The sequence below is a fragment of the Pseudomonas sp. AD21 genome (assembly GCF_002878485.1).
GTDB lineage: Bacteria > Pseudomonadota > Gammaproteobacteria > Pseudomonadales > Pseudomonadaceae > Aquipseudomonas.
Map to the genome: position 1 here is coordinate 59,668 of NZ_NQYG01000014.1, position 21,377 is coordinate 81,044.

Below are 21,377 nucleotides of genomic sequence, written 5' to 3' on the forward strand. Positions count from 1 at the left end.
CAATGATCGGTTGCAACTTGTCGAGGAACTTGTTGAACCAGCCAGCCAGTTGACCGAGTTCATCTTTCTTGTCGTAGGCCAGACGGCGGGTCAGATCACCTTCGCCACTGGCGATGTCTTCGAGCATGTGGGCCACGCCGAGGATCGGTTTGGTCACGCTGCGCGCCATCAGCCACACCAGCAGCAGGCCGACCAGGGCAGCGAGCACGCCGAGGCTCAGTTCGATCAGGGTGCCTGAGTTGTTGCTTGCGTCCAGTTGCTGCTTGAGCGCTTCGGCGCGGCTGACCAGAACCTTTTCCGGCACGTCGAGCAACACGCCCCACGACGGGCCGCCGGGGATCGGCTGGAACGGCGACAGCACTTTCAACTGGCCGTTGCTGTGCAGGCTGCTGACGCTGCTGCTGGCGCCGAGTTGACGCAGCAGTTCGGCGCCGCTGACGGTGTCCACGGCATCCAGACGCTTGCTCAGCTTGCTCGCGTCAGGGCTGTAACCGGCGAGCAGGCCGGTAGGGCTGATGATGCTCACGGCGGTCTGCCCGCTGTAGAGCTTTTTGCTCGCGCCCTGGCTGATCGCTTGCAGGCTGTTGAGGTTGATGTCCACCGACAGCGAGGCGATGACTTTGCCGTTGACCATCAGCGGAAACACAATGCTGGTCATCAGCACGTTCTGGCCGTCGATCACGTAGAAGTACGGTTCGATCACACACGGCTTGAGCGTGGTGCGCGGGCAGGTGAACCAGGCGTTGGCGGCCTGACCGCCGGGGCCGGTGCTGGTGTCGGCCATGTCGCTTTCCGGCAGGGCCATCGAGGTGACTTTGCCCGGGGTCGGTTGCGACCAGTACAGGGCGAAGCGGCCCTTGTCGTTGCTGCCGAGTTCAGCCTGACCTGCGAACAGTTCATCCTTGTCGTCCAGCGCGTTGGCTTCGAACACCAACGACAGGCCGAGCAGTTCCGGATTGGCCTGCAGCGCGGATTTGACCTGACGGGTCATGTCTTCGCGCAGATCGAAGGCGTCGAGGAAGCGCTTTTCTGCCTGCTCACGCAAAAACAGCACCTGACGCGAGAAACCGTGGCCGTATTGATAGGCGTCCATGAACTGTTGGCGAATGCCGGCAGCCTGCACTTCGCCTTGCGATTCAATGCGCGCCTGGGCCGACTCGGTCAGCATCTCCATGCTCGAAGCCTTCACCAGCTCGGAGCTGTGCTCCATGCGGTACAGCGAAAGACCCACCAGCAGGGTCACGATGGCCGCCAGGCAGAGCCCGGCGAGCAGGGTGATTTTCCATTGAATGGAAAGTTGTCTGAGCGACATGGAGACGTCCTTATTCGATAAATATCTGAGACTTTGCACTGTAGCGGCCGCGCTTCGGCTTTCTTTATTGTTGAAACACAATATGACCAATTGCCGCAGCAGCCGAATTCCGCCGATTCCCTGTAGGAGTGAGCCTGCTCGCGATAGCAGTGGGGCAGTCAACGAAAATGTTGAAAGTTAAACCGCTATCGCGAGCAGGCTCACTCCTACAGGTACGGGTTGTTCATCGATTGTTACATTCGCTTGTTTTGACACTGCGGCCACTCTGCGGCACAGTGCGCGCCCTTCTAATAAGACCCTCTTTGCAAATCCGCCGGTTAACCGTTGGCGGACTCATCCTGTCTGGCGGTGATGATTTCATCGCAGTGTTTTTGAGGTAGTGAAATGAATGCAGTGATTGCTGCGGTCGGCATCATGCTGATCCTCAGCCTGTCCCGTGTGCACGTGGTGATCGCCCTGATCGTCGGTGCGCTGGTCGGTGGCCTGACCGGTGGTCTGGGCATCGACGCCACGCTCAAGGCGTTCAACAGCGGCTTGGGCGGCGGGGCGACCGTGGCGTTGTCCTACGCGTTGCTCGGTGCTTTTGCCGTAGCGATTGCCAAGTCCGGTCTGGCCCATGCGTTGGCCGACAAGGCCCTGGCGATGGTTGACCGGCAACACGCGACCGGTGGCGGCAGCGTCAAATGGCTGCTGATCGGCCTGCTCTGGGTGGTGGCGATTGCCTCGCAGAATATCCTGCCGATCCACATTGCGTTCATTCCGCTGCTGGTGCCGCCGCTTTTATATGTGCTGACCAAGCTGCAACTCGATCGTCGCCTGATCGCCTGCGTCATGACCTTCGGCCTGATCACCCCGTACATGTTCCTGCCGGTGGGCTTCGGCAACATCTTCCTCAATGAAATCCTGCTGGCCAACGTCGCGCGCAGTGGCGTCGACATCAGTGGCATCAACGTCACCCACGCCATGGGCATTCCGGCGCTGGGCATGGTGTTCGGCCTGGCCATGGCATTCATCAGTTACCGCAAGAAGCGCGTCTACGACTTGGCGAAAATCGAGCAGGTCGAGCAGGTGGCGGTGCAGTACAACCCGCTGAGCCTGATGATCGCCGGTGTGGCGATTGCAGCGGCGTTCATTGTGCAACTGCTGCTGGACTCGATGATTATCGGGGCGCTGGTCGGTTTTCTGATCTTCTCGGTGTCGGGCATCGTCAAGTGGCGCGAGACCGATGACCTGTTCACCGAAGGCATGAAGATGATGGCGATGATCGGTTTCATCATGATCGCCGCGTCCGGGTTCGCCGAAGTGATGAAGGCTACCGGGCAGGTGCAGACCCTGGTCGAATCGTCGGCGTCGTGGATCAATCACAGCAAGGGCGTCGGCGCACTGTTGATGTTGCTGGTCGGGCTGCTGGTGACCATGGGTATCGGTTCGTCGTTCTCCACCGTGCCGATCCTTGCGGCGATTTTCGTGCCGCTGTGCGTGCAACTGGGCTTCAGCCCGCTGGCAATCGTCTGCATCGTCGGCACTGCCGGGGCCTTGGGCGACGCTGGTTCGCCGGCTTCGGATTCGACCCTCGGGCCGACCTCCGGTCTGAACATCGACGGCCAGCATCACCATATCTGGGACACCGTGGTCCCGACCTTCCTGCATTACAACCTGCCGTTGCTGGCGTTCGGCTGGGTGGCCGCGATGGTCCTCTGAGCACCACGAATCCCAAACTGTGGGAGCGGGCTTGCTCGCGAAGGCGGTGTATCAGAAACACAATTGTTGACTGACACACCGCTATCGCGAGCAGGCTCACTCCTACAGAGGGCGGGGTGACCCCGAAGCTCAACTTTTGCTTGCGCGTGCCGTTAACGCCTTTAACCACGCCAATAAAACCAAAAGAGTGAGCTCCTCCCATGCGCTTGAGTCTCAAGGCCAAAGTCCTGTCCCTTGCCGTCCTGCCGGTGTTGCTCTTTGCGCTGGTCATCAGCTTGACCACGCTGTTCATCCTCAAGCAACAGGCGCACACCGAGGTCGAGCAGACTCGCGAGCGCTTGCTCGCCGACGCCAAGGCCACGCTGCAAAGTTATGTCGCCGTGGCGATGACCACGATCAAGCCGCTGTACGACGCGGCCGCCCCCGGTGACACCGAGGCGCGGGCGCAGGCGATCAAGCTGCTGTCGGGGATCCGCTACGGCAAGGACGGCTACTTCTTCGGCTACGACTCAGAGACCGTGCGCCTGTTCAAGGCCAACGACCCTGAAGGCGTGGGCAAAAGCTTCAAGGACAATCGCGACCCCAACGGCGTTTACGTCAACCGCGGTCTGGTGAGCGTGGCGAAGGACGGCACCCACTATCTGCAATACAGCTCGCCGCTGCCGGGCAACGCCAATGTGCTGGTGCCAAAACTTGGCTACACCGAGTACCTGGCGAAGTGGGACATGGCGGTGGGTACCTCGGTCAACCTCGACGGCATCGAAGCGCAGGTGGCGGTGGTCGAAGGCCAGGTGCAGGAGCGTATGGAAGGCGTGATCCTCAGCATCGTCGGCGTGGCCGTGGTGGTGCTGTTGGTGATCGCTGCGGCGGGGATGCTGCTGGCCAACGCCATTTTGCGGCCGCTGACCCTGATGAAAGCCAACCTCGATGACATCGCGGCGGGCGAGGGCGACCTGACGCGTCGGCTGAACATCACCAGCCAGGATGAACTCGGCGAACTGGCCGGCTCGTTCAACCGCTTCGTCGACAAGATCCACGGGCTGGTGCGGCAGATCACCGAGATGACCACGCAACTGACTGGCCTGGTGACCCAGGTGTCGGATCAGGCCCAGCGCTCGGATCAGGCGATGGAGCGTCAGCGTCACGAGACCGATCAGGTTGCCACGGCGATCAACGAGATGTCCGCCGCTGCCCAGGAAGTCGCCAGGAGCGCGCAGAACGCAGCGGTTGCCGCGCAGCAGACCGATGAAGAAGGGCAGAGCGCCAAGCGCGTCGTGGCGGGAAGCATCAAACAGATTCATGCGTTGGTGGATGATATTCGCAGCAGCGGCGTGTCCCTCGACAGCCTGCAGCAGGACGTGTCGTCGATCGTCGGCGTGCTCGGGGTGATCCGCTCGATTGCCGAGCAGACCAACCTGCTGGCGCTGAACGCCGCGATTGAAGCCGCACGTGCCGGCGAGGCCGGACGCGGCTTTGCGGTGGTGGCCGATGAAGTGCGGGCGCTGGCCAGTCGTACGCAGATCAGCACCCAGGAAATTCAGGGCATGATCGATCGCTTGCAGGCAGGTACGCAGTCGGCGGTCGAGGCGATGCGCCGGTCCAGCGAGGCGGGGGACGGTACTTCGGCGCAGGCCAATCAGGCCGGGGCGTCGCTGGATGCCATGGCGGAGCTGATCGCGACGATCAACTCGATGAACGCGCAGATCGCCAGTGCCGCGGAAGAGCAGACCGCCGTGGCCGAAGAGATCAACCGCAGCGTGCATCAGATTGCGGTGGCGGTGGACAGCGTGGCGGATGAGACCCAGTTGGGCGCGCAGACGTCACGCAGTCTGGCGGATCTGGGGCAGCGGCTGGGTAAACTGGTCGGGCAGTTCCGTATCTGATCCGCACACAGAACCCTTGCAGGAGTGAGCCTGCTCGCGATAGCGGTTTATCCGACACATTGATGTTGAATGTGCCGGCGCTATCGCGAGCAGGCTCACTCCCGCATTGGTTTTGTGCAGGGCTCAAGGTCTGTCCCGGTACTTTGCGTATCGCGGGCGGGAACACGAAAAATGGGAAACTGCCAGCGGCAACACCCGCAGAAACGGATATACACCCAACCGAAAAAACAAGATCCCCGACACCTCCTACACTGTCCTCTACGGCTTGCCCCAAAAGCCCCAGACAACCACCACCAAAGGAGTCTGTGCCATGCCCGATAGAAAATGCGATTGCCCCACCTGCAAATGCACCATCAAGGAAGGCGACCACGCCTACGCCGTACACGGCAAACACTATTGCTGTGAAGCCTGCGCGCACCACCACAAGGGCGGTGAGGAGTGTTCAAGCAAAGGCTGCCATTGCGCCCACCCCAAATAACCGCGCGCATAAAAAAGTGGAGCCTAATCAGGCTCCACTTCCAGTTTCAGGCTTTCATCATCCAGCCGTTCGGTATGGCGGACCGTGCCTTGCAGCCGTCGACCGTCAACCCGCACCACCACGGTTTTCGCCTGGTCGAGGTCGTCCGGGAACGGCGCCGGTACGCGCACGGCAAAGCGATACGGATCATCTTCGACGGGTTCCAGGCCCAGCTGACAGTCGACGCTTTTGGGAATGCGGCCGAACAGGGTGTCGAGGCCGTAGTCCAGGTGCGCCGGGCTGAAGATGTTGCTCATGTGTATCCCCCGAAAAGTCCCCGTTGCCTGGCGAGAGTCTAGCTCGCCGGTCGCCATTTGACGTTTTCCACGCCGAATTTTTCCGCCATCGGTTTGCTGGTCTTTTGCACTTTTTCCCGGCCGAAACGCGGGATGCGACCCACGCCGGCGTCGCAGCTTGCCCAGTGCCACGCCTCGGCGTTGTCCATTCTGTCCGAACGGATAATGAACGATTTAGGCGTGCCGTGAAGGGTGTAGTCGATGACAAACAGTTTTGCGTTGTTCATAAAGCCCGTATTCCTCCCTGTGGTATTAGAAGGATCGCGGCGCGTCGGGAAAATTCACTCGGATTGTCCGACGGTATCTATCGTTGGCGACACATAGGCGCACTGGTTACCATGGCCGCTCCGCCAACCCCAATGAATGCTCGCCATGGCCCTCGCCGCGCCCCCCGATCTGAGTGATACCGATGTGCCGGTGCAACCGCTGGCGCGTACTTATCCGCGTGGGTTGTTCATTGAGCCGCACGAGCATGTCTGGGGGCAGTTGCTGTATGCGATGAGCGGGGTGATGTGGGTCGAGACCCCGCATGAGGCGCTGGTGGTGCCGCCGCAACGGGCGGTGTGGTTGCCACCCGGGGTGCCGCACGGGATTCGGGTGGTTTCGGACTTGCAGATGCGCAATATCTACCTGCGCCCGGCGCTGGCGGCGACGCTGGAGGCGACGGTGCAGGTGATCGAGGTCGGTGGGTTGCTGCGTGAGTTGATCGTCGGGCTGGTGGAGCAGGGCGACAGCGGTGAGCCGGCCTATTACGACGCATTGGTCGGGCTGGCGCTGCTGGAGCTCAAGCGTGCCCGGCGCTCGCAATTGAAGATCCCGCTGCCCGACGATTCCGACCGGCGTCTGATGAACTTGTGTCAGGCGGTGATGGCGGCGCCGTCGCTGGAGATCCCGTTCGAACAGCACGCGGAAAACGCAGGAGCCAGCATGCGCACGCTGGCGCGATTGTTCAAGGACAGCCTCGGCATGGGTTTCGCCGAATGGCGGCGGCAGGTGCAGCTGGCGACGGCGGTGGCGGAGTTGATTCAGGGCGTGGCCGTGAGCGCGATTGCCCGCGAGCTGGGTTATTCGCCGAGCAGTTTCAGTGACATGTTCCGCCGGGAACTGGGCGTGGCGCCCTCGCAATTCATGACCACCTGAGCGCAATTCCTGTGGGGGACTGCAGTGAACTCACGCAATTGGCCGAAATTCAGAAGTCCTTGGCCGGCGCCGCTGCCGATCCTTCCCTAGACTCTGCCCATTGTTTTCACGCGGCGGAGCTCCCCCATGAACTACCTGATTTCGCTGGCCATCGGTCTGGGTGTCGGCCTGCTCTATGGTGCGCTGCATTTTCGTTCGCCGGCGCCACCGGCCATCGCCCTGGTGGGGTTGCTCGGCATGCTCGCCGGTGAGCAGTTGTGGCCGCTGGGGCGGCAACTGGTCGCTGGCTGGTTCTCGTGAACTTTCCTTTCTCCCTTCGGTGGATGTCCTCATGAAAGCACTGCAATTCGATAAAACCGGCGACCTGTCCTCCCTGCGTTTGGTCGACGTAGCCACTCCGGTGCCCGGCGCTGACGACGTGCTGGTCGAGATCAAGGCGGCCGGTTTGAACCCCAGCGACGTGAAGAACGTGCTTGGGCGTTTCCCCTACACCACATTGCCGCGGATTCCCGGGCGCGATTTTTCTGGCGTAGTGGTTGCCGGGCCGCAAGCCTTGATCGGTCAGGAGGTGTGGGGCACCGGGCGTGAGCTGGGCTTTTTCGCCGATGGCTCGCACGCGCAGTTCGTCAAACTGCCGGCCAATGGCGTAGCGCACAAACCGTCGCACCTGAGTTTCGCCCAGGCTGCCAGCCTCGGCGTGCCGTACACCACGGCGTGGGATGCGCTGGAACGCAGCCTGGTCAGCGCGCAAACCCGGCTGCTGGTGATCGGCGGCGGTGCGGTGGCGACGGCGGCGTTAGCGCTGGCCAAGGTTCGTGGTGCGCAGATAATGGCAGCGGCGCGGCGGTCGGAGCAGGTCAAGGACTTGCAGGCGCAGGGCTTCCGGACGGTTCAGCTGGATAAGCCCGAAGACCTCGGCGCGCAGGTCAACGCGGTGTACAGCGGTGGTGCCGATGTGATCTTCGACACCACCGGTTTCTGGCTGCCGGCCTCAGTGGCGGCATTGGCACCGTTCGGGCGTATCGCGATCATCGCCGCTCCGGTCGACGGCCATGTGCAGTTGCCAGCGTTGGCGCTGTACCGCAAGGGCGGTTCGGTGGTCGGGATCAATTCGCTGCTGTATGGCGTGCAGGCCTGCGCGGCGATGCTCGAGCAGTTCGGACGGTTCTTCGATGAGGATCGGCTGCCATTGCCGCAAGGTTTGGTGGAGGTGCCGCTGGCGGAAGGGTTGCAGCGCTATGCAGAGGTGAATCAGGGCAGTGGCGACAAAACTATCCTTATCCCTTAACGCCACAAAACAACTGTGGGAACGAGCCTGCTCGCCAAAGCGGCTCGCCATTCAACCAAAGACTGCCTGACCCACCGCCTTCGGGAGCAAGCCCCCTGCCACAGTTAGAACGCAAGCCCGCGCCCACATTTTTTGCTGCACAGGCTTCAGGATTGCGGGACGCCGTTCTCCCACGCCGACCAGTTTTTCAGGATGTCCTGCACCAGCGGATTACCCGTGCGATAGAGATTCTCCAGCGCCGGCACGAAGCCGCCTTGATCGGCGTACTTGAGCAGGTTATCCACTTCGCTGCCGCCTGGTGCGGGCCGGTCGAAGTCGGAGCCAGCACGCACTACCGCCAGCCGTTGCACGTCCACCAGGCCTTCACGACTGGCGCGCAACAAGGCCTCGTAGGTGGAGTTGTCTTCCTGTTGCGTGGTGCAGTATTCGCCCTTGTTGTCGGTCAGCAGTTTGGTCCAGACCTCGGCGCGTTCGCTCAGGCGTGTGCCGGAGAACCAGGTGTTGCCGGCCAGCGTGTCACAACGGGTGACGACTGGCGGCTGATTGGCCGGGGCTGACGGGTACTTCAGGCGCCACGCGGCGGATTCCTTGCTTTCGCTCAGCTCGATCTGGTGGCTCAGGGCGAAGGCTTTTGCCTGCAATTTCGGGTTGAGTTCGAAGACTTCGGTCTTGTAGTCCAGCGGCGGTTTTTCATTCGGGCCCTTGGTGTTGATACCCAGGTAACCGGTCGGCCAGCTCGACGGTGCGTCGCGCGAATCCAGCTCCCATTGCGTACCGAATTCCACCAGGTAATGTGCCCACGCGGCGGTGCCGATGGTTCCGTGCTTCGGGCTGATGCCGGCGATCCCGGCGATCAGGAAGTAACTTTTGCGCAGATCGAATTTCGGCGACAGGGCCAAGGCCAGCGTCGAGGCTGCGGCGTTGGTCTGGCCCATGCCGGTGGTCAGCAGGCACACCTGCTGGGTGTTGCAGCGGATGGTCGGGTATTCGGCGGACAGGCCCGGCACGCGGATTTCCTGCTTGAGCTCCAGGCGTTCGATCCAGTTTTGTGCCTCGGGGGCGAACATGGTGATCAGCAGCACTTTCGGCTGGATCGGCGCTTCAGCCGCCCACGTGGTGGAAGAGAGCAGGGCCGCAGCGGCCAGGGTCAGACGCGTCATTGCTTGCATGAGAATCTCCTGAATTCAGAACTGGTAGCCGATGCCGGCGTAGTAACCCCAACCGTTGGAGCGCGCGCGGAAATTGCCGTCGCCAAAGTTCAGCTCACTGCCATCCTCCCAGTTGCCGCCGTTGTGGAAATAACGGCCGACCAGGGTGAAGCGCAAGTGGGTGAACGAGTACAGCAGCACGTTGGTCGCCACCGTGGCGTTGGCGGTACGCGCCGGGTTGTCCTTGTGCAGGTCCGAGCCGAAATCGAAGTTGGTGAAGCCGATGTAGGTCAGCGACGCGCCGTTGCTGAACTTGTCGATGGGCACGATGTACTTGAGCTGCGCGCGGTAGCCGTCCCACGAGTATTCATTGCTCGCACCGTAGTTTTCCCACTGGTAGCGCCCGTACAGGTTGGCCGACAGGTTGACCCGCGAGTGGGTGTCGATGTCGGTGCCCAAACCGCTGTACAGGGTGTTGGCGCGGTTCTCCTTGCGGCTGCCGTGATCGTAGATCCAGTCGAACGCCACGTACCATTCCTTGAACGGGCCGATGGCCAGGCTGCGGCCGGCGAGGTAGTCGATGGAGATCCGTGGTTCGTGCTCCATGAACACCGGTGAGCCGTGGTCCCACACGCCTTTGTCGTGGCTGTTGCCGATGTTGAAAATCTTCGGAATGTCGACGTAGCCGTACAGCTCGAACGGGCCCTTGCGCCCGAAGTACTCGTATTCCAGATAGATATCGTCGGCCGGTTGCGGGCCGAAGCTGATGTCCTTGCTGCCGATCAGCGTCAGGTCCTGGTTGTACCAGTCCGACAGATAGGCGCCTTGTTTCGGCGGGCTGGCTTCGGGGCTGAGGCTCTCGCCCTGGGCGGATTCTTCGGGCGCGGCCGGTTGCGCCAGCGCGCTGTGGCTGAGAACTCCGGTAACGCCGGTCAGTAGCAAGGAAACAGCAAACGTGCGCGCAAATGGGGCACGAAGAAGGGAAGCGGCGTGCATTCAAAGTCCTTTTTTGCAGATCGAGGCCCGGGTTCTGCGGGTCTGTACGGTTTTGTTACGAAAAAGCCGTTATAGGCAGGTCGCAAACGTTTGCACAAGGCGTACCAGTTTTCCATGTACACCTATTTCACTGTGGGAGCGGGCTTGTTCGCGACGGCGTCGGGTCAACTGACACATCTTTCATAGATACACCGCTTTCGCGAGCAAGCCCGCTCCCACAGGGGGGGCATCATGAGGTCAAAATTCTGTGTTTGCTGGCCGAAACCCCTGTTCTAGACGGGCCTAGTCTTAAAGTATTAACACCATTTAATCCGTGCTCCATGTCGGGGCGTCTACTAGCTTGTCCACCATGACGCGGTTTTGTGATGACCGTCGCAGTCTTGATTCGCGTGTGGAATAAGCCCGGTTTGCACGCCTTCAAGGAAGAATTTGGCCACGACAAGGAGTAGCCCGTGGAAGCAAGGTTTGGTGTCGCCCTCGTTTCGCGTTTTTCCCCTCTTTCCCTTGCTGTGCATCTGAGCGTTGCCGGACTGTTGTTCGGCGGCGTGAGCGCACCTGCACTGGCTACGTGCTCCACGGCCGGTTCCACGGTGACCTGTACCGGTGTGCCGAGTCTGCCGCTATTTCTCAATAACTTTTCCAGCGCCACCAGCGGCTTGACGGTCAACGTCAACTCCGGCGCGCAGATGAACGCGACCCTCGGCGGCCACGTGATGGACCTGACCGGGGTGAACATCAGCCTGAACAACTCCGGCACCCTCGACCCGGCGCTGCTGGGACTGGTCTCGGTGCTGAGCGGCGGTGCCTTCATCGGCACCGGCGCAACGAGTACCGTCAGCGTGCTCAACAATGCCAGCGGGATCATTCGTGGCACCGGCATGCTGCTCGGGCTCAACCTGACCAGCGTTGACGGCCTGGGTATTGCGGTGAACAACGCGGCGGCCGGCACCACCAGCATCACCAACAACGGCACCATCACCTCGACCGGCCTCTCGGTCGGCGGCATCACCCTGGCCGATACTCCGGTGGTCGGCGTCTACGGCGGCTCGCAAGTCAACATGACCAACAGCAGCACCGGCGTCATCAACGGCCGGATCGCGTTCGAGACGTCGGCGGCGGGCAACACCTTCACCAACGCCGGCGCGATCACCGGTGGCGTGTCGATGGGTGCGAGCAGTACCAACACCTTCACCGCGGTGACCGGTTCTTCGGTGCAGGTCGGTGACGGCGTGCAGATCAGCGTCGGCCTCGGCGGCTTGATCGGCATCAACCTGACTTTCGCCCCGACCGGCACCGTCGACGGCGGCGCGGGCGGCACCAACAGCCTGATCCTGCAGAACCCGATCGGGGTCGGTGGTGGCACCACGGGGGTCGGCACGGCGTCCAGCGCGACCTACGTCAACTTCAACAACCTGACCATCAACAGCGGCACCTGGACCTTGCAGGGGCCATTGGTCAGCGGCGCGACCACGCTCAATGGCGGTGTCGCCCAGTTCAACAACAACGCCACGTTCGGCAGCGGTGTCCTCACCTCCAACGGCGGGATTCTGCAAGCCAGCAACGCCGGGTTGAACATCAGCAACCTGATTTCCCTCGGTGCCGGTGGCGTGACCGTGCAAGGTACCAACGCCACCACCCTGAGCGGGGTCATTTCCGGCAGCGGTGGCCTGACCAAGGTCGGTTCCGGACAACTCAACCTCAGCGCCGCCAACACCTACCTGGGCAACACCACGCTCAACGGCGGCACCGTGCAATTGGGCAACAACCTGGCGCTGAGCACCGGTACCCTCAACGTCACCGGCGCGACAACCTTGAGCGCGCCCGGCACGATCAGCCTGAACAATGCCATCAGCCTCGGCGGCACACTGACGGCTGGCGGCACGGGCGCGCTGACCCTCGGCGGCTTGATCACCGGCAGCAGTGGCCTGACCAAGAATGGCAGCGGCAGCCTGACCCTCAGCGGCGCCAACAGCGGTTACACCGGCACCACCACCCTGAGTGCCGGCAGCCTGTTGGTGACCAACAACAACTCGCTGGGCAGCGGCGCGCTGAACACCGCCGTCGGCACCAGCCTCGACAGCACGGCCAACGTCTCGCTGGCCAATAACATCGCAATGACCGGCGCACTCAACGTGCTCGGCAGCAATGCCCTGACCCTGGGCGGCGTGTTGTCCGGCACTGGCGGGATTACCAAATCCGGCAGCGCCAGCCTGACCCTGAGCGGCAACAACACCAACGCTGGCAACACGATCCTCAATGGCGGCAGCCTGTTCGTCGGCAGCAACACCGCGCTGGGGACTGGCGCGTTGAGCGCGGCGGCCGGTACCACACTGGATGCAACCACGGCGGTGACCCTGGCCAATGCCATCGGGCTGGCGGCGGATCTGACCCTCGGCGGTACCCAGGCATTGGGCCTGAGCGGGGTCGTCAGCGGCGCTGGCAACCTGATCAAGAACGGCACCGCGAGCCTGAGCCTCAGCGGTAACAACACCTTCGCCGGCGGCACCTCGCTCAACGCCGGTACGCTGATTGTCGGCTCCAACACCGCGCTGGGCACCGGCGCCTTGACCACTGCGGCAGGCACCACCCTCGACGCCAGCACTGCGGTGTCGCTGACCAACGGGCTGTCCCTCGGCGGCAACCTGAACATCGGCGGCAGCGCCAACCTGACCCTCGGCGGCGTTGTCAGCGGCAGTGGCGGGCTGACCAAGAACGGTGCGGCCAACCTGATTCTCAATGGCGCCAACACCTTCCTCGGCGCCATCGCGCTGAACGCTGGCACCATCACCGCGGGCGCGAATGCGGCGCTCGGCAGCGGCACCATCACCGTTGGCGGCGTGGCGACCCTCGACAGCAATGCCGCGGTGACCCTGAATAACGACATCATCCTCAATAACAGTCTGGGGATTGGCGGCAGCAACGCGCTGACCCTCGGCGGGGTGATCAGCGGCACCAGCCAACTGGTGAAAAACGGCAACGCCAATCTCACGCTCAACGGCAGCAACACCTACAGCGGCGGCACCACGCTGAATGCCGGCAGCCTGACCATGGGCAACGGCGCCGCACTGGGCACCGGCGACTTGTCGGTGGAAGGCGCGGGCACGCTCAACAGCAGCTCGGCCGTGAGCCTGAACAACAACGTGATTCTCAATGCCAACCTCACCGTTGGCGGCGCCAATGCGCTGACCCTCGGCGGCGTGATCAGTGGCGTCAACGGCCTGGTCAAGACCGGCGCGTCGAGCCTGACTCTGAACGGCAATAACACTTACACCGGTACCACGGCGCTGACGGCTGGTTCGTTGATCGTTGGCTCCAACACCGCGCTGGGGACTGGCGCCCTGAACGCCTCGAACGGCACCACGCTGGATGCCGGTGCAGCCGCGACACTGGCCAACAACGTCAACCTCGGCGGCACCCTGACCGTCGGCGGCACGAATGCGCTGACCCTCGGCGGCGTGGTCGCCGGCATTGGTGGCCTGATCAAGAACGGTGCCGCCGACCTGACCCTCAACGGCGCCAACAGCTATTTCGGCAACACCGCACTGAACACCGGCAAATTGATCGTCGGCAGCAACACCGCGCTGGGCGCTGGTACGCTGAACGCGGCGGCCAACACTACGCTGGACGCCAACACGGCGGTCAGCCTGAACAACGCGGTGGGCCTGGCCGGGGCGCTGAACGTCGGCGGCACGGCGGACCTGACCCTGAGCGGTCTGGTCAGCGGCGCTGGCAGCCTGGTGAAAAACGGCACGGCCAATCTGATTCTCAACGCGGCCAACAACTACCTCGGTGGCACCACGCTGAACGCCGGCACCCTGACCGTCGGCAACAGTCTGGCACTGGGTAACGGAGCGCTGACCGTTGGCGGAGCAGCCACGCTGGACAGTAACTCGCCACTGGTGAACCTCGGCAATGCACTGACCCTTAATGCCGCACTCACCGTCGGCGGCACGCAGGACCTTGCGCTTGGCAATGTGGTCAGTGGCGCTGGCAGCCTGATCAAAAACGGCGCGGCCAATTTGTCTCTCAACGCCAACAACACCTTCAGCGGCGGCACTACCCTCAATGCCGGTACGCTGACCCTGGGCAATGCCAATGGCCTTGGCAGTGGCAGCTTGATCGTCGGCGGCGCGGCGACGCTGGATAACAGCGCCTCGTTCGGCATCGGTAACGCGATTACGCTGAATGCCGGGCTGACCGTCGCAGGCAACAACGACCTGAGCTTCAACGGCATCATCGACGGCGCTGGCAGCCTGACCAAAAACGGTTTGTCGGACCTGACCCTGGCCGGTAACAACACCTTTACCGGTGCACTGAACATCGTTTCCGGCAGCGTCACCACCCTCAACACCAATGCGCTGGGCGCGACTTCCGGCGTCAATATCAGTGCCGGTGCCGGCCTGAATCTGGGCAGCGATGCCAGCCTCGGCGCGCTGACCGGCAGCGGCAGTGTGCAATTGACCGGCAGCAACACGTTGACCGTCGGTGGCGGCAACGTCACCAGCACGTTTGACGGTGATCTCAGTGGCAGCGGCGGCCTGGTCAAAGTTGGCACCGGCACGTTGAATCTCACCGGAATCAACGGCATCACCGGCAACACCGCAATCAACGGCGGTACGGTGGACCTCAGCGGTTCGCTGGCCAGCGCGCAGCTCAACGTTAATACCGGCGGTACCCTGACCGGTACCGGCTCGGCGATCGGTGCGGTGAATATCAACAGTGGCGGCCATCTGGCGCTGTCGGCGGGCAACACCTTGTCGGCGAGTGTGCTGACCCTCGGTGCGGGCAGCAACGTCGATGTGGCGCTGGCGACACCGTCGACCACCTCGCTGATGAACATCGGTGGCAACCTCACGCTCAACGGTAATCTCAACGTCACTGATGCCGGTGGTTTCGGTGTCGGTGTGTATCGCCTGTTCAACTACACCGGCAGCCTGACCGACCTGGGGCTGGACGTCGCCAGCGTGCCGGTCGGTTACGCGCTGGGCGATCTGGTGGTGCAAACCGGCGTGGCCAACCAGATCAACATTCAAGTGTCAGCGCCGAACAGCAACATCCGTTACTGGGACGGCAGCCAGACCATCGCCAACGGCGTGGTCGATGGTGGCAGCGGTACCTGGAACGCGGTCGGCACCAACTGGACCGATGCCAACGGTCTGGTCAACCAGCCATGGGCCGGTGACTTCGCGGTATTCCAGGGCGCCGCCGGCACCGTGACGGTGAATGGCACGCAACTGTTCACCGGCCTGCAGTTCGTCACCGACGGCTACAACCTGGTCAACGGTGCGGCAGGGCAACTGACGGCGGTCAACGGCACCGGCGGGACCACGGCGGTGCGGGTTGATCCGGGCGTGACCGGCACCATCGGCGTCAACATCGATGGCAGCGGCATCCTCAATAAACTCGACGCCGGCACCCTGGTGCTCAATGGCGCCAACACCTACAGCGGTGGCACGCAACTGGACGGCGGCCAGATCATTGTCGGCAGCAACACTGCGCTGGGCAGTGGTGCGCTGACCGCCAACGCCGGTACACAACTGGACAGCAACACCGCCGTGACCCTCGGCAACGCCGCCACGCTCAACGGCAACCTGACCGTGGTCGGCAGCAATGCGCTGACCCTCAACGGCGTGATCGGTGGTACCGGCGGGCTGATCAAAAATGGCGCGGCGAACCTGACCCTCGGCGGCAATAACGCCTTCCTCGGCCCGGTGGTCCTGAACGCCGGCGGGCTGATTCTGGCGTCGAACTCGGCGCTGGGCTCAGGCACGCTGAACGCAGCAGGGGGCACCACGCTGGATGCCGCCACCGCGGTTTCGCTGAACAACGCAGTCAACCTCGCCGGCAATCTTGGCATCGGCGGCACGGCGGATCTGACGCTGGCCGGCACGGTCAATGGTGCTGGCAGCCTGAGTAAAAACGGCGCGGCCAACCTGACCCTGAGCGGCAACAACAACTTCCTCGGCGGCGTGACTCTGAACGCCGGCACCCTGACCGCAGGCAGCAACTCGGCGCTGGGCCTGGGCAACCTGACCGTGGCCGGCGCTTCGGCGCTGGACAGCAACAGTGCGCTGAGTCTGGGCAACAACGTGGTGCTCAACGCCAACCTGAGCAACACCGGCAGCAACAACCTGACCCTTGCGGGCGTGATCAGTGGTACGGGTGGTTTGCTCAAGAACGGCGCATCGAACCTGACCCTCAACGGCATCAACACCTATACCGGTGGCACCACCCTCAACGCCGGTACGCTGACCCTCGGCACTGGCGCCTCTGTGGGCAGCGGTGCGCTGACCGTGGCCGGGGCATCGAGCCTCGACAACAGCGCGCCGCTGGTGCTGGCGAACAACCTCAACCTAAATGCCAACCTGAGTCTGGCCGGCAACAACAACCTGACCCTCGGCGGCGTGATTGCCGGGGCGGGCATTCTGACCAAAAACGGTCTGGCCGACGTCACCCTGAGCGGCAACAACACTTTCAGCGGTACCTTCGATGTGCTCTCCGGCAGCCTGACCACCCTCAGCGGCACGGCACTGGGCAACGACGCCACCGTCAATCTCGCTGGCGGCGCGGCACTGAACCTCGGCGCTTCGGGCAGCCTCGCCAGCCTGACTGGCAGCGGTACCGCGCTGGTCGGTACCGGCAACACCCTGACCCTGGGCGGCAACAATGTCAGCAGCACCTTCGCCGGCATCCTCAGCGGTGACGGCGGGCTGAGCAAACTCGGCACGGGCACCCTGACCCTCAGCGGTACCAGCGACCTGACCGGCGACACCAACGTCAACGCCGGCACCTTGCAGGTCAATGGTTCACTGGCCAGCGGTAACGTGTTGGTCAACAGTGGCGGCACCCTCGGCGGCAGCGGCACCTTGACCGGTGCGGTGACGGTGGCCGATGGCGGGCATCTGGCGGGCGCGACCGGCAGTACTCTGTCGATGGATTCGCTGGTGCTTAACGGCAACTCGAACTTCGATGTCGGCCTCGGCGCTCCGGTCTCCGGTGGCGGTAATGCGCTGGTCAATGTCGGCGGCAACCTGACCCTCGACGGCACTCTCAACGTCAGCGACATCGGTGGTTTTGGCAGCGGCGTGTATCGCCTGATCAACTACACCGGTGGCCTGACCGACAACGGCATGCTGATCGGCACGGTGCCGGGCAGCGTCACTCCGGGCGATCTGACCCTGCAAACCGCGCTGGCCAACCAGATCAACCTGCTGGTCACCGCACCGGGCGTCACCGTGCAGTTCTGGGATGGCAACCAACTGGTGGCCAACGGTTCGGTCGATGGCGGCAGTGGCACCTGGGGCACCGGCACCACCAACTGGACCGACGTCAACGGCACCACCAATCAGGCCTGGACCAACAACTTCGCGGTGTTCCAGGGCGCGCCGGGCACGGTCACCGTCAACGGTGCACAAACCATCACCGGCCTGCAGTTCGTCACCGATGGCTACAGCCTGCAGAACGGCACGGCGGGAGCGCTGAACCTGGTCAATGGCTCGCTGGGCAACGCTACGGTGCGGGTCGATCCGAACGCCACCGCAACCCTCGGCGTAGCGCTCAACGGCGCCGGTACCCTGGGCAAATACGACAGCGGCACGCTGGTGCTCAACGCCGCCAACGGCTACACCGGCGGCACCGCACTCAACGGCGGCAAGATCATCGTGGGCAATAACTCGGCGCTCGGTACCGGCGTGTTGACCGCTGCGGACGGCACGGCGCTGGACAGCAACGCGGCGGTCAGCCTCGCCAACAATGTGGTGCTCAATGGTGGCCTGAGCGTCGCCGGCAGCAACGCCTTGACCCTCGACGGCGTAGTCAGCGGAGCGGGCAGCCTGATCAAGACTGGCGCATCGAGCCTGACCCTCAACGGCAGCAACACCTACAGCGGCGGCACTCAGCTCGCTGGCGGCACGCTGGTGCTGGGTAACAACAGCGCAATCAGCAGCGGCGCACTGAGCGTGACCGGCAACGGCACCCTCGACAGCACTTCGACGCTGCAACTGGCGAATGCCGTCAACCTCGGTGCGCAACTGACCCTGGCCGGCAACCAGAACACCACGCTGCTCGGCGCCGTCACTGGCACCGGCAGCCTGGTGAAAAACGGTAGCGGCGATCTGCTGCTCAGCGGCGCCAACGCTTACAGCGGCGGGACCACGCTGAACGGCGGCAGTACCACTGGCGACACCAGCAGCCTGCAAGGCGCCATCGTCAACAATGCGGCGCTGACCTTCGCGCAGAACGCCGATGGCAGCTACACCGGTAACCTCACCGGCGCGGGCACGCTGAACAAAACCAGCACCGGCCAGCTGTTGCTGACTGGCAACAACACCTTCACCGGCGACACCTCGGTGCAGGCCGGCAACCTGATCGTCAACGGCGTGCTCAACAGCGCCAACGTCAACGTCGCCAGCGGCGCGAAAGTCGGCGGCAGCGGGCAACTGGGCGGCAACGTGCAACTGGCCAGCGGTGCAACGCTGACGGGTGGCGGCGCGGCCACACCGTTGTCGGTCGGTGCGCTGGCACTGTCCTCGGGCACCAATCTGGACTTCAGCCTCGGCTCGGCCGCCAGCTCTACCACGGTGGTCAATGTCGCCGGCAACCTGACCCTCGACGGTACGCTGAACATCAGCAACGCCGGCGGCTTCGGTACCGGGGTCTATCAACTGTTCCGTTACGGCGGCAGCCTGACCGACAACGGTCTGGTCTACGGTAGCCTGCCGGTGTCGGCGGCCAACCTGACCCTGCAAACCGCGATTGCCAATCAGATCAACCTGTTGGTACAGGGCACTCCGGGCGAAGTGCAGTTCTGGAACGGCGGCACCACCAACCCTGACGGCAGCATCGGCGGCGGCAGTGGCGTGTGGGGCCCGGGGACCAACTGGACCGATCCGAGCGGCACTCAGGCGTTGGCGTCCAATGGTCAGTTCGCGGTGTTCGGCGGCCAGCCAGGTGTCGTTACCGTGCAGAGCAATCAGAACTTCACCGGCCTGCAGTTCCTCGCCGGTGGTTACAGCCTGGTGCCGGGGGCGGGCGGTACACTGACGCCGGTCAATGGTGCGGACGGTACGCTTGCACCGGTGCGGGTGAATGCCGGCGCCAGCGCCGAAATCGATGTGCCGCTGATCGGCACCGGTGGTATCGAGAAACTTGACTCCGGCACCCTGATCCTCACAGGCGCCAACACCTACAGCGGTGGCACCACAGTCAGCGGCGGTACGCTGATCGGTAACACCACCAGCCTGCAAGGCAACATCGCCGACAACGCCTCGCTGGTGTTCCAGCAGAATGCCAATGGCCAGTTCAATGGCGTCCTCAGCGGTATCGGCGCGCTGGCCAAACGCGGTGCGGGCAGCTTGTTGCTGACCGGTAATCAGCCGTTCAGCGGCACCGTGTCCGTCGATCAAGGCGTGCTGCAAGTCGGCAGCCGTGCAGCCCGGGCTTCGCTGGGTGGGCAGGTCACCGTCGCCAACGGCGCAGGCCTCAGCGGCAACGGCAGCGTCGGTTCGGTGGTCAACCACGGTGTGGTGGCTTCCGGTGGCACCGACGGGACCTTGAGCGTGGCCGGTAACCTGACCAACGCCAGTGATGGTGTGCTGGCGCTGACAGTCAGTTCGCCAACCGCCACGCCGCTGGCAGTGGGTGGCACGGCCGCCCTGGGCGGTGGTCTGGCGGTCAACAGCCTTGCGCCGTTCACCGGCAACACCACTTACTCGTTGATCACCGCGGGTGGCGGTGTGTCCGGCACCTTCAGTGCGGCCGATCTGCCGCAGTACGCGTTCCTCGACAGCTCGCTGGTCTACGCTGCCGATTCGGTCACCCTGGCCGTGAGTCGCAACGGCAACTCGTTCGCCGACGTCGCGGCCACCGGTAACCAGCGCGGCACCGCCACGGCTCTGACCAACAACGGAGCGGCCGGCGCGGCGCTGCAGAACCAGATCGTCAACCTCAGTGTGGCCGGTGCGCGTAATGCTTTCGACAGCCTGTCCGGCGAAATCCACGCCAGCACCGCCAGCGCCATGCTTGAGGATTCGCGCTTCATCCGTGAAGCGGTCAATGACCGCATGCGCCAACCATCGTGCAGCGCCTCGGACGACCCACGCAGAACGCTGGCGCCGAGCGACACGCAACTGAGCAGCAACGGTTGCCACGATGAAATGGTCGGCTGGATTCGGGCCATCGGTGCCTGGGGTGACATGGGCGGCGACAGCAACACGGCGAAAGTCGATCGCAACCTCGGCGGTTTCATGCTCGGTACCGACAAGGCGCTTGATGACACCTGGCGCGCAGGGATGGCGGCCGGCTACACCCGCAGCAACCTCAACGCACATGACCGCAACTCCGATGCCAAGGTCGACACCTACCACCTGGCGGGTTATCTGAACTCGCAGTTCGATGCACTGGCCGTGCGCCTCGGCGCGGCTTACAGCTGGCACAGCATCGAGACCAAACGCGATGTCAGCGTCGGCAGCTACAATGATCGCCTGAAGGCCGATTACGACGCGCGCAGTGCTCAGGTGTTCGGTGAAGTGGGCTACGCGATCAGCGCCGCCGGGGTTGCCATCGAACCGTTCGCAGGGCTTGCCTACGTCAACTACGACAGCGACACCGCCAAGGAAAAAGGCGGAGTGGGGCGCCTGAAGGCCGACGCCGATCAGGACATCACCTATTCGACCCTCGGGGTGCGCGTCGGCAAGTTGGTGACCCTGGCCAACGGCAGCCAACTGACGCCACGTGCCGCCATCGGCTGGCGTCATGCCTACGGCGACACCAAACCAGACGCTGATCTGACCTTCATCGACGGCGGCGCCTCGTTCAGCACCCAGGGCGTGCCGATTGCCAAGGACAGCGCACTGCTCGAAGCCGGCATCGACTTCCAGGTCACCCCGACCGGCAAGCTGGGCATCAGTTACTCGGGCCAGGTGTCGAGCGACAACAACGACAGCGCGTTCAACATCAGCTTCAGTCAAAGCTTCTGAATCATGGTCGAAGCACTTTAGCCGCCCGAAAGGGCGGTTTTTTTGTGCCTGCACAGAGTCTCCGGCCGTGAAGCCGCGGCGACCAGTCGAAAGCTTTCGCGAGCAAGCCCGCTCCCACAG

General features: G+C 63.3%; 10 protein-coding genes and 3 pseudogenes. 8 read left to right on the forward strand and 5 right to left on the reverse strand.

Annotated features, from left to right (window positions below; translation table 11 throughout):
- Nucleotides 1-22 precede the first annotated feature (22 nt).
- A pseudogene (locus PseAD21_RS30250) lies at nt 23-1,312 on the reverse strand (HAMP domain-containing protein); the annotation flags it as partial.
- 384 nt (nt 1,313-1,696) lie between these two features.
- On the opposite strand from PseAD21_RS30250, the gene PseAD21_RS11570 reads away from it, so the two are divergent.
- The 4 genes and pseudogenes from PseAD21_RS11570 to PseAD21_RS11580 all read left to right on the forward strand — a co-directional run bounded on the left by PseAD21_RS11570 (nt 1,697) and on the right by PseAD21_RS11580 (nt 5,374).
- Complete coding sequence (locus tag PseAD21_RS11570; RefSeq protein WP_025108857.1) at nt 1,697-3,013, forward strand: Na+/H+ antiporter family protein; 1,317 nt, start codon at nt 1,697-1,699, stop codon at nt 3,011-3,013.
- 200 nt (nt 3,014-3,213) lie between these two features.
- Nucleotides 3,214-3,990: pseudogene (locus PseAD21_RS30255) on the forward strand (cache domain-containing protein); the annotation flags it as partial.
- Nucleotides 3,991-4,302: 312 nt separating this feature from the next.
- Nucleotides 4,303-4,896: pseudogene (locus PseAD21_RS30260) on the forward strand (methyl-accepting chemotaxis protein); the annotation flags it as partial.
- Between the two features lie 310 nt (nt 4,897-5,206).
- Entirely contained in the window at nt 5,207-5,374 is a 168-nt protein-coding gene (locus tag PseAD21_RS11580) for a metallothionein (protein WP_102355785.1), read from the forward strand.
- Between the two features lie 23 nt (nt 5,375-5,397).
- Here PseAD21_RS11580 and PseAD21_RS11585 read toward each other — a convergent pair whose 3' ends face one another.
- Both PseAD21_RS11585 and PseAD21_RS11590 read right to left on the reverse strand, forming a co-directional pair.
- Nucleotides 5,398-5,670, reverse strand: coding sequence for a hypothetical protein (locus PseAD21_RS11585; RefSeq protein ID WP_102355786.1), 273 nt, complete (start codon nt 5,668-5,670; stop codon nt 5,398-5,400).
- A gap of 38 nt (nt 5,671-5,708) precedes the next feature.
- Nucleotides 5,709-5,936 carry a DUF6555 family protein gene (locus PseAD21_RS11590; protein WP_102355787.1) on the reverse strand — a complete coding sequence of 76 codons (228 nt, stop codon included), beginning with the start codon at nt 5,934-5,936 and terminating at the stop codon, nt 5,709-5,711.
- Nucleotides 5,937-6,081: 145 nt separating this feature from the next.
- Between PseAD21_RS11590 and PseAD21_RS11595 the strand changes: the two genes are divergently transcribed.
- The 3 genes from PseAD21_RS11595 (at nt 6,082) to PseAD21_RS11605 (ending at nt 8,137) form a co-directional block, all read left to right on the forward strand.
- Nucleotides 6,082-6,849: a helix-turn-helix domain-containing protein gene (locus tag PseAD21_RS11595; RefSeq protein ID WP_178082121.1), complete on the forward strand. Its 768-nt coding sequence runs from the start codon at nt 6,082-6,084 to the stop codon at nt 6,847-6,849.
- 126 nt (nt 6,850-6,975) lie between these two features.
- Nucleotides 6,976-7,149, forward strand: coding sequence for a DUF1427 family protein (locus tag PseAD21_RS11600; RefSeq protein WP_081794837.1), 174 nt, complete (start codon nt 6,976-6,978; stop codon nt 7,147-7,149).
- 31 nt (nt 7,150-7,180) lie between these two features.
- On the forward strand, nt 7,181-8,137 hold the full coding sequence (locus tag PseAD21_RS11605) for a zinc-binding alcohol dehydrogenase family protein (RefSeq protein ID WP_102355789.1): 957 nt from the start codon (nt 7,181-7,183) through the stop codon (nt 8,135-8,137).
- Between the two features lie 146 nt (nt 8,138-8,283).
- Here the strand turns inward: PseAD21_RS11605 and PseAD21_RS11610 are convergent, their stop codons facing one another.
- Entirely contained in the window at nt 8,284-9,306 is a 1,023-nt protein-coding gene (locus PseAD21_RS11610) for a purine nucleoside permease (protein WP_102355790.1), read from the reverse strand.
- Nucleotides 9,307-9,321: 15 nt separating this feature from the next.
- The gene (locus PseAD21_RS11615; protein WP_102355791.1) at nt 9,322-10,281 is read right to left on the reverse strand and encodes a nucleoside-specific channel-forming protein Tsx; all 960 of its coding nucleotides are present in this window, start codon (nt 10,279-10,281) and stop codon (nt 9,322-9,324) included.
- Nucleotides 10,282-10,733: 452 nt separating this feature from the next.
- On the opposite strand from PseAD21_RS11615, the gene PseAD21_RS11620 reads away from it, so the two are divergent.
- Nucleotides 10,734-21,257 (forward strand): autotransporter-associated beta strand repeat-containing protein, encoded by a 10,524-nt coding sequence (locus PseAD21_RS11620; RefSeq protein ID WP_102355792.1) that lies wholly within the window; start codon nt 10,734-10,736, stop codon nt 21,255-21,257.
- Nucleotides 21,258-21,377 lie beyond the last annotated feature (120 nt).

Coding starts and splice junctions, on each gene's coding strand:
- PseAD21_RS11570 (WP_025108857.1), top strand. CDS start 1,697: ATGAATGCAGTGATTGCTGCGGTCGGCATCATGCTGATCCTCAGCCTG.
- PseAD21_RS11580 (WP_102355785.1), top strand. CDS start 5,207: ATGCCCGATAGAAAATGCGATTGCCCCACCTGCAAATGCACCATCAAG.
- PseAD21_RS11585 (WP_102355786.1), bottom strand. CDS start 5,670: ATGAGCAACATCTTCAGCCCGGCGCACCTGGACTACGGCCTCGACACC.
- PseAD21_RS11590 (WP_102355787.1), bottom strand. CDS start 5,936: ATGAACAACGCAAAACTGTTTGTCATCGACTACACCCTTCACGGCACG.
- PseAD21_RS11595 (WP_178082121.1), top strand. CDS start 6,082: ATGGCCCTCGCCGCGCCCCCCGATCTGAGTGATACCGATGTGCCGGTG.
- PseAD21_RS11600 (WP_081794837.1), top strand. CDS start 6,976: ATGAACTACCTGATTTCGCTGGCCATCGGTCTGGGTGTCGGCCTGCTC.
- PseAD21_RS11605 (WP_102355789.1), top strand. CDS start 7,181: ATGAAAGCACTGCAATTCGATAAAACCGGCGACCTGTCCTCCCTGCGT.
- PseAD21_RS11610 (WP_102355790.1), bottom strand. CDS start 9,306: ATGCAAGCAATGACGCGTCTGACCCTGGCCGCTGCGGCCCTGCTCTCT.
- PseAD21_RS11615 (WP_102355791.1), bottom strand. CDS start 10,281: ATGCACGCCGCTTCCCTTCTTCGTGCCCCATTTGCGCGCACGTTTGCT.